At 61.1% G+C, this 12,648-nt stretch carries 10 protein-coding genes, 1 tRNA gene and 1 pseudogene; 4 read left to right on the forward strand and 8 right to left on the reverse strand.

Annotated elements, in window-relative coordinates; all coding sequences use genetic code 11:
- Nucleotides 1–364 precede the first annotated feature (364 nt).
- Nucleotides 365–592, forward strand: a complete 228-nt coding sequence (locus tag L6637_RS41425; protein WP_237874352.1) for a hypothetical protein — start codon at nucleotides 365–367, stop codon at nucleotides 590–592.
- Nucleotides 593–949: 357 nt separating this feature from the next.
- On the opposite strand, the pseudogene L6637_RS42985 reads toward L6637_RS41425, so the two are convergent.
- Both L6637_RS42985 and L6637_RS41430 read right to left on the reverse strand, forming a co-directional pair.
- Nucleotides 950–1,132, reverse strand: a pseudogene (locus L6637_RS42985) (HNH endonuclease); the annotation flags it as partial.
- Between the two features lie 3 nt (nucleotides 1,133–1,135).
- On the reverse strand, nucleotides 1,136–1,414 hold the full coding sequence (locus L6637_RS41430) for an Arc family DNA-binding protein (protein ID WP_237874355.1): 279 nt from the start codon (nucleotides 1,412–1,414) through the stop codon (nucleotides 1,136–1,138).
- A 69-nt stretch (nucleotides 1,415–1,483) separates the two neighbouring features.
- Here L6637_RS41430 and L6637_RS41435 point away from each other — a divergent pair, with 69 nt between their 5' ends.
- Complete coding sequence (locus L6637_RS41435; protein WP_237874357.1) at nucleotides 1,484–1,675, forward strand: Arc family DNA-binding protein; 192 nt, start codon at nucleotides 1,484–1,486, stop codon at nucleotides 1,673–1,675.
- 436 nt (nucleotides 1,676–2,111) lie between these two features.
- Entirely contained in the window at nucleotides 2,112–3,260 is a 1,149-nt protein-coding gene (locus tag L6637_RS41440) for a tyrosine-type recombinase/integrase (RefSeq protein ID WP_237874358.1), read from the forward strand.
- A 251-nt stretch (nucleotides 3,261–3,511) separates the two neighbouring features.
- On the opposite strand, the gene L6637_RS41445 is transcribed toward L6637_RS41440, so the two are convergent.
- The 6 genes from L6637_RS41445 to L6637_RS41470 form a co-directional block, all read right to left on the reverse strand.
- Nucleotides 3,512–3,916 carry a GFA family protein gene (locus L6637_RS41445; protein ID WP_237874362.1) on the reverse strand — a complete coding sequence of 135 codons (405 nt, stop codon included), beginning with the start codon at nucleotides 3,914–3,916 and terminating at the stop codon, nucleotides 3,512–3,514.
- 73 nt (nucleotides 3,917–3,989) lie between these two features.
- Entirely contained in the window at nucleotides 3,990–6,413 is a 2,424-nt protein-coding gene (gene lon, locus L6637_RS41450; protein WP_237861846.1) for an endopeptidase La, read from the reverse strand.
- 324 nt (nucleotides 6,414–6,737) lie between these two features.
- Nucleotides 6,738–8,009: an ATP-dependent Clp protease ATP-binding subunit ClpX gene (gene clpX / locus L6637_RS41455; protein WP_018642420.1), complete on the reverse strand. Its 1,272-nt coding sequence runs from the start codon at nucleotides 8,007–8,009 to the stop codon at nucleotides 6,738–6,740.
- Between the two features lie 448 nt (nucleotides 8,010–8,457).
- Nucleotides 8,458–9,093 (reverse strand): ATP-dependent Clp protease proteolytic subunit, encoded by a 636-nt coding sequence (locus L6637_RS41460; RefSeq protein WP_237861844.1) that lies wholly within the window; start codon nucleotides 9,091–9,093, stop codon nucleotides 8,458–8,460.
- 292 nt (nucleotides 9,094–9,385) lie between these two features.
- Nucleotides 9,386–10,744 (reverse strand): trigger factor, encoded by a 1,359-nt coding sequence (gene tig, locus L6637_RS41465; protein WP_237861842.1) that lies wholly within the window; start codon nucleotides 10,742–10,744, stop codon nucleotides 9,386–9,388.
- A 183-nt stretch (nucleotides 10,745–10,927) separates the two neighbouring features.
- Nucleotides 10,928–11,012: transfer RNA gene (locus L6637_RS41470), tRNA-Leu, on the reverse strand.
- A gap of 154 nt (nucleotides 11,013–11,166) precedes the next feature.
- Between L6637_RS41470 and L6637_RS41475 the strand changes: the two genes are divergently transcribed.
- The gene (locus L6637_RS41475; protein ID WP_237874360.1) at nucleotides 11,167–12,483 is read left to right on the forward strand and encodes a multicopper oxidase domain-containing protein; all 1,317 of its coding nucleotides are present in this window, start codon (nucleotides 11,167–11,169) and stop codon (nucleotides 12,481–12,483) included.
- Nucleotides 12,484–12,648 lie beyond the last annotated feature (165 nt).

A 12,648-nucleotide genomic window follows, 5' to 3' on the forward strand; every position in this document is an offset into this window, starting at 1 on the left:
GGCAATCATCATCAGGCCGCGACACTGCCTCGCCATCCTGATCGCCGCGCACTTCCTACCCAGATTGCCGCGCTACAACCTGCAATCGATTTCTACTATCGCGCAGTCTCATGGTGTCTCGGATGTCTCGCAACAGACCGCGAACATAAAGTGTCGCGCCGGATGCGACGTTTGGCTACGCTTCTGGGTTCGATCAAGAGGTGCAGTTATTCTATCGCGCTTCATGTATCCACTACCGCGAGCATCGCTGTGCATCCCAACCAAGCTAGGAGTTCTTTGGCCCGGTCGGCTGCGATGTCAGTCGACAGCTAATGCTCCATTCAGTGAGGCGCGGTAGTGCGCGGCCTACTACCGCAAGAAATGGTTGGATACCGAACTGGGCGAAGAGTTGGACCCTTGCTACCAAGTGACCGCGCGTGACGAACAAAGCGACCTCGTGAAGAACGTCTCGCTTTCGACCTCGCGTGAGGGTACTACCGATCTTGTGCGCTATGTTCGGATCGTGCCCAAGTATAATGCTGGGGAGCAACGGCACAAAAGCGTCAAAACCAAATTCGGCCACCGCTGCCGCATGCGCAATTTTTGCGATTGAGCGGCATATTACTGCAGGGTTGAACGGCTGAAACTCTGCGGACTGGCGATCTCGAATAGCTGGCGTGGGTGCTTCGGGTGCTCGGTAAGCCGACATCCCTGTCAATGTAAAATTTGGCGACGCCTCTTGATCCCACAGCAGTCCCGGTGGCGCGAACTTTGGAAAGATGATCGTGAACGGGTGGTCTCGTACGTCCAACTGTTCAAACCGAAAATCAACTTCGTCCATGTTGGGCCAAGCCGACGTTTCAGCCACCCAAGTACCGATAGGCAACGTCTCGGGGCGACTGGAAGTAGGCATTCCCAGGTGCGTCCTTGGCGTCTTCCACATGAACTGCAATGTGGGGTTTTCAATCTCCCTGTTGATGATTGAAGCACACTCAGCACACGAGGCGTGGTGAAGGATCAGTTGTCCATGCAGTGCTTTCGGAATGATGTGCTCGCGTGTTAGGGCGCCGGTCGTCAAATGTTCTGGCCAACAGTAGATGCAGCGCCCCGCACCGGGAAGGTAAGTGTGCGCTATGGGGAGGGTTCGTTTCATCCGCTAATCGCTGGGGTCAAAGCTAGGGTGCATCTCCTCGCGAAGGTCAGCTACTGCGCTTTCCAGCGCCTCCACCTTTGTCCAAAGTTGGGACACTTGATCGCTAAGATCGTCCCCCACGATTTTGAGGTGAAGGGCTAGAGCTTTTACAATCACAGCGTTCATCGACATGCCGGTCTGCTCTGCCGCCGCAGCGACTTGATCGCGCATTCCCTCAGGCAAGCGCAAAACGAATTGGTCCGATCCGCGACCAGTAGAGCGCACCGCCTTCTTGGCCATCATTGTTCCCGGCTTGTTCCGATAGTCGCACTGTGCTATATCGTGCGATGCAATTTCTCTGGAGGTTACAGCATGGCCCGCAATGATCCTCAATTTCTTCTTCGGGTTCCACAAGATGTTCGCGATTGGCTGAAGCAGCGATCAGTAAGAACGCAGGTCTCGATGAACGCCGAGATCGTCAAGTCAATCCGAGCGCGGATGACATCGCTGGATCGCAAGAGCCGCCGTGCCGAGCCGGTCAGCAGTGCCGGGCCGCTCCAGTGATCGGCGCTTATTCCAGCAAGCGACAGTCAGAGGCTCAAGGCGCCCAGACGTTTTTGGACCGGCTACGCGCCAGGAGAGCCGGCAGTCCCGAGCCTGACTTTTCGCATCTCGACAACATGGGCGCTCTTTGGGAACGCCTCTCGGAAAGGTGGGCGGCCGACTTCGGGGAGTTCCAGGCGGCGCATTCGGAGTTAGCTGACGACGAAAATCCGGAGCGCATCAAGGTTGCAAGAAAAAGCGCACTGCCGGTGGCGCTGGAGAACGTCCCGTCAAACAGAATGCTTCGACTTGAGGACGCTGCCAGCATCGCCTTTCCAGACGGCTCAATTTCGGTAAGTGCAATGCGTCGGCTCGGTTCTGACGGCCTGCTTACAATCTACGAGATCAGAGGCAAACACTTCACCACGCTCGCCGCCATTGAGGAGATGAAACAGCTATGCCGCGTCCAAGCAAAGGTGCCCGTCTCTCGCTCTACAAAGCCAAAGGTCGCAACGCAATGTGGACCATCCGCGACGGCCAGCGAACCATCGGCACTGGCTGCGCTGAAGGCGAACGCGGCGAAGCTGAGAGAAAACTTGCCGAATACATCGTCAGCAAACACGACCCCAGGGCAGGCCGCTGCGGCGGTGATCCCAATAAGATCAAGGTAGCGGATGCTCTGTCTGTCTATATGGAGGAAAAGATCGCCACCAGCGCGCGACCGAAGGCGGGCATTGCCATGATCGAGAACCTCGGTGAGTTCTTCGGTGAACGCACCATCGGTGAATTGAACGGATCGTTGCAGCGTGCCTACGCCGCGCAACGTGGATCCCAAAGTGCGGCACGTCGCGAGCTTGAGACCATGGCGGCAGCGATCAACCACCACATCCGCGACATGGTCGGTGGCGTGCAAACACTATTCCGGCCGGTTCTACCGGATGCGGCGCCTGCTAGGGAACGCTGGCTAACGGTCAACGAGGCAGCCCGGCTGGTATTGGCGGCCTGGCGGAAGCGCGAGGTGCGCGACGGAAAGGAGACCGGACGCTACACTTCCCGTCATATCGCCAGGTTCATCCTCGTGGCCCTCTACACCGGCACGAGAGCCGGCGCGATTTGTAGCGCGGCACTGATCCCAACGATTGGTCGCGGGCACATCAACCTAGAGACCGGCCAGTTTCGACGGTTGGCCTACGGCAAGAAGCAGAGCAACAAACGGCAGCCCACTGTTGATCTGCATCCCAAGTTACTCGGTCACATTCGCCGCTGGCAGCGGCTTGGCATTTCGACAACCGCCGTCGTTGAACACCAGGGTACGCCTGTACAGCGCGTGAGCAAGGGCTGGGATAAGGTGGTTGAGAAGGCAGGGCTCGCCTCCGACATTAAGGAGCTAAAAGTGGTTCCTCATACGATGCGGCACACGGCGATCTCCTGGATGCTGCGGAACGGCGTCGCCATCGACAAGGTGAGCGACTATTGCGGCGTGTCGATCCAGATCATCAAGAAGGTCTACGGCCACCATATACCGGGCGGCTTCGACAGCGTGATCGCCTCGCATCGGTCTGGCCGGACTAGCGCAACAGATACGCAACAGAAACGGATGCGTTGACCGTGAACGAAACGCAACATGATGCAACGAAATCGCTGCATTTTCAGTGTGCGGCGCGGCTTATGTCTCGTTTACACCGAGAGGGTCCGCGGTTCGAATCCGTGACCGCCCACCAGCCTTCGCCCGCTTCGCGGGCTACGGCTAGGCAAGCCAGCCAGGAACTTCATTGACGCGAAGCGAGTGAAGGTGCCGCGCCGAAGCCGTTAGGCGAAGGCGGGCTTTGGGCAACGAGCTTCGGCTGGGCAAACCCCTTAGTCCCCTGGCCGGCCCGGCAGCAGCGGCACCGCGTCGATCCACACAGCCGCCGACTGGCACCAGATCTGCCTGACCGGGCGCAATTTATCGCGCTGGCGGATCGAGCCCCAGCGGATGCCCCAGTCGTCGGCCTGGTCACCTTCACCGCTGGTGAACAGCGGGGAACCGCACTCGCCGCAGAAGTGCTGGAAGCGCATTCGGCCGTTGTCGCCACGCTTGCCATAGATCTTGGGCGAGCCGCCGGTGAGCTTGACGTCATCAGCGGTGCAGATGGCGGTCACCCGGAACGGCGATCCCGTGAGGGCCTGGCAGTCACGGCAATGACAGACCGAGACCGCCTCAGGATCGATCTCGGCCTCAAACGTGATCTTGCCGCAATGGCATTGCCCATCGACCTGCATCACGATCGTCCCTTCTCCCAAAGCAAAAACGGCGCCCGAAGGCGCCGTTTTATCATCTTTTCGATCTGCGATCTCAGTGGGCGGTCAGGCCGCCGGCGGCCTCATCCCCGTCCGGCTTCACCGTCACCTTGGTGTCCTCTTCCCAGACGATCGGCACGGGCTTCTTCACCAGCGCCTTGGCGATGACGTCATCGAGACGGGAAACCGGGATGATCTCCATGCCACCCTTGATCGCATCGGAAATCTCCGTCAGATCCTTGGCGTTGTCCTCGGGGATGAGCACCGTCTTGATGCCGCCGCGGGCCGCAGCCAGCAGCTTCTCCTTCAGGCCGCCGATTGGTAGCACGCGACCGCGCAGCGTGATCTCGCCGGTCATCGCGACATCGTGGCGGACCGGAATGCCGGTCATGACCGAGATGATCGCGGTGGCCATGGCCACGCCCGCCGACGGACCATCCTTCGGCGTCGCGCCCTCGGGCACGTGCACGTGGATGTCGCGCCGGTCGAACAGCGGCGGCTCGATGCCGTAGGTGATCGCGCGGGAGCGGACGTAGGACGCCGCCGCCGAGATCGATTCCTTCATGACGTCACGCAGATTGCCGGTGACCGTCATCTTGCCCTTGCCGGGCATCATGACGCCTTCGATGGTCAGCAGCTCGCCGCCGACATCGGTCCAGGCAAGGCCGGTGACGATGCCGACCTGCGGCTCGCTCTCGATCTCGCCGAAGCGGTACTTCGGCACGCCGAGCAGCTCTTCCAGAGTCTTCTCGGTGACCTTGACCGACTTCTTCTTGGAGATCATCAGCTCCTTCACCGCCTTGCGGGCGAGTGTGGAGAGCTCACGCTCCAGGTTACGCACGCCCGCTTCGCGGGTGTAGCGGCGGATCAACAGCAGCAGCGCGTCGTCGTCGATCGAGAATTCCTTGGAGTCCAGGCCATGCTTGGACACCGCGTTCGGGATCAGGTGCTTGCGCGCGATCTCGACCTTCTCGTTCTCGGTGTAACCCGCGATCCGGATGATCTCCATGCGGTCCATCAGCGGGCCGGGAATATTGAGCGTATTCGCGGTCGTGATGAACATGACGTTGGACAGATCGTAGTCGACCTCCAGATAGTGGTCGGCGAACGTCCCGTTCTGCTCGGGATCAAGGACCTCGAGCAAGGCCGAGGACGGATCGCCGCGGAAATCGGCGCCCATCTTGTCGATCTCGTCCAGCAGGAACAGCGGATTGGACGACTTCGCCTTCCGCATCGATTGGATGATCTTGCCGGGCATCGAGCCGATATAGGTGCGGCGGTGACCGCGGATCTCGGCTTCGTCGCGCACGCCGCCGAGTGACACGCGCACGAACTCGCGGCCGGTCGCCTTCGCGATCGACTTGCCGAGCGAGGTCTTGCCGACGCCGGGAGGTCCGACGAGGCAAAGGATCGGGCCCGTCAGCTTGTTGGCGCGCGACTGCACCGCGAGATACTCGACGATACGTTCCTTGACCTTCTCAAGACCATAGTGATCGGAGTCCAGGATGGCCTGCGCCTGCTCCAGGTCCTTCTTCACCTTGGACTTCTTGTTCCACGGGATCGACAGCAGCCAATCCAGATAGTTGCGCACGACGGTCGCTTCCGCGGACATCGGCGACATCTGGCGCAGCTTCTTCAATTCATGCTGCGCCTTGTCGCGCGCTTCCTTGGAGAGCTTGGTCTTGGCGATCTTCTCTTCGAGATCGGCGAGCTCGTCGCGACCGTCGTCGTCGCCGAGCTCCTTCTGGATCGCCTTCATCTGCTCGTTGAGATAATACTCGCGCTGGGTCTTCTCCATCTGGCGCTTGACGCGCGAGCGGATGCGCTTCTCGACCTGCAGCACCGAGATCTCGCTCTCCATCAGGCCCAGCACCTTCTCCAGGCGCGTGGTGACGGACAGCGTCTCGAGGATGCCCTGCCGATCCGCGATCTTGACCGCGAGATGCGAAGCAACGGTGTCGGCGAGCTTGGCGAAATCGGTGATCGCCTGCACGACGCCGACGACCTCGGCCGAGATCTTCTTGTTGAGCTTCACATAGCTCTCGAAGTCGGACACGACGGAGCGCGCCAACGCTTCCGCCTCGACCGACTTCGCATCGGTGTCGGCGAGCGCAACGGCGGTGGCTTCATAATAGTCGGCGCGATCGGTGTATTTTGACACGCGTGCGCGCTCGAGCCCTTCGACCAGCACCTTCACGGTGCCATCGGGGAGCTTCAGGAGCTGCAGCACGCTGGCAAGCGTACCGGTCTCGTAAATGGCATCGGGCGCCGGATCATCGTCGGACGCGTTCTTCTGCGTCGCGAGCATGATCAGCGCATCGTTCTTCATCACCTCTTCGAGCGCGCGGATCGACTTCTCGCGACCGACGAAGAGCGGAACGATCATGTGCGGGAAGACGACGATATCGCGCAGCGGCAACACGGGATAAGCGTGCGTCTCGCCATGGACGATGGTTGGCCGGGGTTTTGGATTAGTCATGGCCTTTTCCTTTTGCTTTGCCCCCTCGCACGCAGCCCGCATCCGGTGCGCAACCGCCACAAGGTGCCGAGGTGATCCACAAAACCGGTCTACCCTTCGTAGGTTGAACCGGGCTTGCCGGATCGAAACAGAGGCGAATCTTGAACAGAATTCTCGCTCGCCGCCGACATTAGGTGGCTATCGACCGGGGGGGTGTCAAGTCATTGAAAAACACGCGCCATCAGGCGCTTACGCACGTGGGTAAGCGACGCAATTCCGGCTGCGGAATACATGTCCGCAGCCGCTACTGTGAAAGACGACGGGAAGCGATCCAGCGCCGGGAAATCAGGCGCTGGCGTTCTCGACCGCGCGATCGGTCCGATCGGCGTAGATGTAGAGCGGACGCGCCGTGCCTTCCACAACTTCGCGGGAAATCACGACTTCTTCCACACCTTCCAGGCCCGGCAGGTCGAACATGGTCTCGAGCAGGATCGCTTCGAGGATCGAACGCAGACCACGCGCGCCGGTCTTGCGCTCGATCGCCTTGCGGGCAACCGCGCCAAGCGCCTCGTCGGCGAAGGTCAGCTCGATGTTCTCCATCTCGAACAGCCGCTGGTACTGCTTCACCAGCGCGTTCTTCGGCTCGGTGAGGATCTTCTTCAGCGAGGTCTCGTCCAGATCCTCGAGCGTCGCCACGACGGGCAGACGACCGACGAATTCGGGGATGAGACCGTACTTCAAGAGATCCTCAGGCTCGACGTGACGGAAGATCTCGCCGGTACGGCGGTCTTCCGGCGCCATCACCTGGGCGGCGAAACCAATCGAGGTGGACCGGCCGCGCGCCGAGATGATCTTCTCGAGGCCGGCGAATGCACCGCCGCAGATGAACAGGATGTTGGTGGTATCCACCTGCAGGAATTCCTGCTGGGGATGCTTGCGGCCGCCCTGCGGCGGGACCGAAGCCACCGTGCCTTCCATGATCTTCAGCAGCGCCTGCTGCACGCCCTCACCCGACACGTCGCGCGTGATCGAGGGATTGTCGGACTTGCGGCTGATCTTGTCGATTTCGTCGATGTAGACGATGCCGCGCTGGGCGCGCTCGACATTGTAGTCGGCGGCCTGGAGCAGCTTCAGGATGATGTTCTCGACGTCCTCACCGACATAGCCGGCTTCGGTCAGCGTGGTCGCATCCGCCATCGTGAACGGCACGTCCAGGATGCGGGCAAGCGTCTGCGCGAGCAGCGTCTTGCCCGAGCCGGTCGGACCGATCAGCAGGATGTTCGACTTCGCGAGCTCGACGTCGTTGTGCTTGGTCTGATGGTTGAGGCGCTTGTAGTGGTTGTGCACCGCGACCGACAGGACCTTCTTCGCATGGCTCTGACCGATGACGTAATCGTCCAGGACCTTGCAGATTTCCTTCGGCGTCGGAATGCCGTCGCGCGACTTGACCAGCGAGGACTTGTTCTCCTCGCGGATGATGTCCATGCAGAGCTCGACGCACTCGTCGCAGATGAAGACCGTGGGACCCGCGATCAGTTTGCGGACTTCGTGCTGGCTCTTGCCGCAGAACGAGCAATATAGCGTGTTCTTGGAGTCGCTCGTGCCGACCTTACTCATTCATGTCTCCGTCCGCGGTTCGATCCGTCCGCTCGATCGTCCCATCCCGAAACGTTGGCGGGCAAGGGACTCAAATAGAGCAAATTCCGTACCAAAAAAGACCCTACGCGTTACATCCCGTGCGAATCACGGTCACTCGATTCTCCGCGATCATAGCCGATCAATCGTAGCCAACCATGCTGTCACCCGACTATCAAGAATTCGCTAATCGGGGGTCGTCGGCTACCCGTTACAATACCGTGATTTCAGGTCTTGGCACGGGTGAAGTGACCGAAATCACCCCGACGTTGCTGGATTACCACGAAAAACGAGCACGAAAGCGGAACTTTCTGCTTGCCGCAGGGCGCAAAAATGTGCTTTTTGCGCCCTCGCGAACGCGTTCCCGACGTGAACGTCGTTCTGGCAATCTCCGCTCATTTCGGGGATCGCCGTCGCAGTCCCGGTAGTGCTACGGGGTCTTCGCAGGCGCGGCCTCTTCGGCGCGCTTGTCGATGACCCTGTCGACCAGACCGAACTCCTTGGCGTCGTTCGCGGTCAGGAACTTGTCGCGTTCCAGCGCGTCTTCGATCGACTTGTAGGTCTGGCCGGTGTGCTTCACATAGATCTCGTTGAGCCGCTTCTTCAGGTTCAGGATTTCCTGCGCGTGCAACATGATGTCGGTGGCCTGGCCCTGGAAGCCGCCGGAGGGCTGATGCACCATGATGCGCGCGTTCGGCAGCGAGAAGCGCATGTCCTTCGCGCCGGCGGCGAGCAGCAGCGAGCCCATCGAAGCAGCCTGGCCGGTGCACAGCGTCGAGACCGGCGGGCGGATGAACTGCATGGTGTCGTAGATCGCAAGACCCGACGTCACCACGCCACCCGGCGAGTTGATGTACATCGAGATTTCCTTCTTCGGATTCTCCGCTTCGAGGAACAACAACTGCGCGACGACCAGCGTCGACATGCCGTCCTCGACCGGACCGGTCAGGAAAATGATGCGCTCTTTCAACAGGCGCGAGAAAATGTCGTAGGCGCGCTCGCCACGGTTGGTTTGCTCGACCACCATGGGCACGAGGTTCATGTAAGTTTCAACCGGATCGCGCATGAGTCACCTAGGGTTTTAGAGGCGGACATCGCCAGTCTTGGCTGCCAGTCGGACTGGATGTGCCGGAAGGCCGATGGACGTCCCGTGATGCAGGAAGTTGGTAGAGGTAGAACGCGTAGGTACCGACAGATATAGCCCAATTCGCGCCAGACAAGTGCGGAGCGAATTAAGGCTTAATCCATCGGGCCCTTTGCGGCACTTGAAGCTGATTCTCGCAAAAAGGCCCAGCCGGCCATCTGGCTAGCTGGGCCCGTTCGCTGATCATCCTTAATAGAAGACTGCGTCAAAGCCTTCAGGCTGCAGTCTTTTCCTCGTCGTCCTTGTACAGGTCCTCGCGCGAGACCTTCTTCTCGGTCACGTTGGCAAGCTCGAGGATGAAGTCGACGACCTTGTCCTCATAGATCGGTGCACGAAGCTGGGCCAATGCCTGGGCATTGTTGCGATAGAAGTCCCAGACTTCCTTCTCGCGGCCCGGCATCTGGCGCGCACGCTCGATCACGGCGCGGCCGACCTCGTCGTCGGTCACGGTGATCTTGTTCTTCTCGCCGATCTCCGAGAGCACGAGACCGAGGCGCACACGGCGGTCGGCGATCTTGCGGTACTCCTCCTTGGCCTTGTCCTCGGTGGTATCCTCGTCGGCAAAGGTCTTACCGGCGGAGTCCATCTCGGCCTTGACCGAGTTCCACATCAGATTGAACTCCTCGTCGACGAGCGAGGGCGGCGCCTCGAAGCGATGCGCCTCGTCGAGGCGGTCGAGCAGCGCACGCTTGACGCGCTGGCGCGTCGCACCGGCGAACTCGGCAGCCAGACGCTCGCGCGCAGCTTCCTTGAGCTTGTCGAGCGATTCCAGGCCGAGCGTCTTGGCGAACTCGTCGTCGATCGTGATGTCCTGCGGCGCTTCGATCAGCGTCGCAGTGGTCTCGAACTCGGCCGGCTGGCCCGCGAGCTTCTCGCTCATGTAGTTCTTGGGGAACGACACTTTCAGCGTGCGCGTCTCGTTCGCGCCGATGCCGATCAGCTGCTCCTCGAAGCCCGGAATGAAGGTGTTGGAACCGATCGCGACCTGAATGCCCTCACCGGTACCGCCCTCGAAGGCTTCGCCGTTGATGGTGCCCTTGAAGTTGATGGTGACGCGGTCGCCGGAAGCGGCCTTCTCGCCCTCGGCCTTGGCGGCATAGCCGCGGTTGGTGTCGGCGATGCGCTTGATCGCCTCGTCGACGTCCGAATCGGACACGTCGGCGACGGGCTTCTCGACCTGGAAGGACTTGAAGTCGGCAAGCGCAATGGCGGGCACAACTTCGATCGCAACCGTATAGGTCAGATCGGTCTTGCCGCTCAGCAGCTCTTCGACCTCGGCCTGCTCGGTCGGCATCGTGATCTTAGGCTCGGTCGCGAGCTTGAAACCGCGTTCGGAAAACAGCTGGGTGTTGGTGTCGCGGATGGTCTGGTCGATGGTCTCGGCCATCACCGAGCGGCCATAGACCTTCTTGAGGTGAGTGACCGGCACCTTGCCGGGACGGAAGCCGTTGAGGCGCACCTTGTCCTTGAGGTCAACGAGCTTGGCGCCGGCCTTGGCGTCGAGATCAGACGCGGGAACGCTGATCTTGAACTCGTGCTTCAAACCTTCCGAGAGGGTTTCTGTGACCTGCATGGCGTCCAATCTTCTTCTCGTTCGGTCCCGGCAACGCTACCCGCGTCGGGACGCTGTCATTAATCGATCCGGCGCGAGGCAAACGCCTCAACGCCGGTGGTTCATCGAGCCCGGCCCCAGACGGAATAACTTCCGCACGGGAGCCAAGGCCCCTCAGTAATCCGTGCAAACGCGATAAGCGCTTGGTGCGGGCGGAGGGACTCGAACCCCCACAACTTTCGTCACTGGAACCTAAATCCAGCGCGTCTACCAGTTCCGCCACGCCCGCGTGAAGTTGCATCAAGACCGGCCGCGATGCCGCGGGCGGCCGGGCTTATAGCATGTGCCCGACTGTTCGCAGCAAAAAAATGGCCTGATGGAGGCAGCCTTCAAGTAGGCACGATGGCTGGACTTATCCAGCGCCGCGTGGTCCGGATCGCAGCATGAGACAGCGGATTTTTGCCCCTGATCGGCGTCAGGTTCTGGCCGGGCTGGGAGCCTCCCTCGGAGCCCCGGCGGCCGGGTTCGTGGCCGGCGCCGCAGCTCCGCTCCCGACGGCCCAAGTCCTCCTTCAGGCCAAGCCCGCATCCCTGGACCTGAGGCCTGGCCAACGCGCTACGCCGATCTGGGAACTTGCCGCCGCAAGTCACACCAAGGGCGTCCATCTCAGGCGCGGCGACCTCTGCGAAGTGGTGTTTCGAAACGACCTGCCTGTGCCACTTGCGCCAGCCTGGTACGGTTTGAACGGCGCAGCCGTGGCCGACCCCCAACGGGGACGCGCGCCCACAGCCCCAGGAGCCACGGAAACATCAACGATTTCAATATCAAGCGCGGGAACCCTGCTGACTGACTTCCGGCTATTCGAAGACCAACTGAAGCAGCCCGCGCGGCCGCTTCCGATCATTGCCGAGGAGACAGGGCCCGTCTCCGTCGATCGCGACGAGGTCCTGCTGATCGAGGAATGGCGCCTGCGGCCGGATGGCACTGCGGTCCCGCCGGGCCAGGATCCCAAAGACAGCACGCCGCTCTATACGATCAACGGGCAGACTTCATTCGAACTCTCAGCCTTGGGCAACCAGCGGCTGCGGCTGCGCTTTATCAATGGCTCGCAACGTTCTGTTCTGGCGATCAAATTGGAGGGCCACGAAGTCCAAGTCATGGCCTTGGACGGCCAGCCCGCCGAACCGTTCCCGGCGCGCAACGGGGCTCTGGTGCTGGCCCCAGGTGGGCGCGCCGACGCTTTTGTGGATACAGCCAGATCGGCCCAGTTCCTGCTGCACGATGGCAAGGAGGCGCGCCGGATTGGGGCCCTCATGGTCACCGGCTGGTTCGAGCGGCGTGCGCCTCTCCTGCCACCGCGACCGCTGCCGTCGAACGATCTGCCCGAAAAGCTCGACCTCAAAGGGGCCCTGCGGCTGGATGTCGCGCTTGGTGTGCCCGACACCGGATGGGCGCGGACGGCAGACTTCTCTACGGCCTCTGACCCCGCCTTCCGCACCAAGGCCAGCCGCACCGTCGTGCTGGCCTTGAAGAACCCCGCCCCCGTCGCCACCGTCTTCTCTTTGCATGGCCATCATTTCCGCCTGCTCGACAAGCTCGACGACGGCTGGAAACCCTACTGGCTCGACACGCTCGCCATCGAGCCCGGCCAGACCGAACGCATCGCCTTTGCCGCGACATCGCCGGGGCGATGGCTAATCGAATCCGTCGTGACCGACTGGGCCGCACCGCGGCTGGTGCGCTGGTACGCAGTGGAGTGAGCTATCGGCCCTAGCACTACTTTGGCAGAATGTGTTTTGGCCGCTGTTTTTCAAGGATTTGCTTTCGGCAATATGGGCATTGCTGAGACGGCGGCCGAAGGATGAGATCGACGATGGCGTGACGTACGGCGGGCATGGTTGGTTGAGGCGGAGGCCCGTTGATTC

The sequence above is a fragment of the Bradyrhizobium zhengyangense genome, from assembly GCF_022012435.1.
Classification (GTDB): Bacteria; Pseudomonadota; Alphaproteobacteria; order Rhizobiales; family Xanthobacteraceae; genus Bradyrhizobium; species Bradyrhizobium zhengyangense.

Excerpts from the sequence above, each read along its gene's own strand:
- L6637_RS41430 (WP_237874355.1), bottom strand. The coding sequence starts at position 1,414 with ATGATGGCCAAGAAGGCGGTGCGCTCTACTGGTCGCGGATCGGACCAA.
- L6637_RS41435 (WP_237874357.1), top strand. The coding sequence starts at position 1,484 with ATGGCCCGCAATGATCCTCAATTTCTTCTTCGGGTTCCACAAGATGTT.
- L6637_RS41440 (WP_237874358.1), top strand. The coding sequence starts at position 2,112 with ATGCCGCGTCCAAGCAAAGGTGCCCGTCTCTCGCTCTACAAAGCCAAA.
- L6637_RS41445 (WP_237874362.1), bottom strand. The coding sequence starts at position 3,916 with ATGCAGGTCGATGGGCAATGCCATTGCGGCAAGATCACGTTTGAGGCC.
- lon (WP_237861846.1), bottom strand. The coding sequence starts at position 6,413 with ATGACTAATCCAAAACCCCGGCCAACCATCGTCCATGGCGAGACGCAC.
- clpX (WP_018642420.1), bottom strand. The coding sequence starts at position 8,009 with ATGAGTAAGGTCGGCACGAGCGACTCCAAGAACACGCTATATTGCTCG.
- L6637_RS41460 (WP_237861844.1), bottom strand. The coding sequence starts at position 9,093 with ATGCGCGATCCGGTTGAAACTTACATGAACCTCGTGCCCATGGTGGTC.
- tig (WP_237861842.1), bottom strand. The coding sequence starts at position 10,744 with ATGCAGGTCACAGAAACCCTCTCGGAAGGTTTGAAGCACGAGTTCAAG.
- L6637_RS41475 (WP_237874360.1), top strand. The coding sequence starts at position 11,167 with ATGAGACAGCGGATTTTTGCCCCTGATCGGCGTCAGGTTCTGGCCGGG.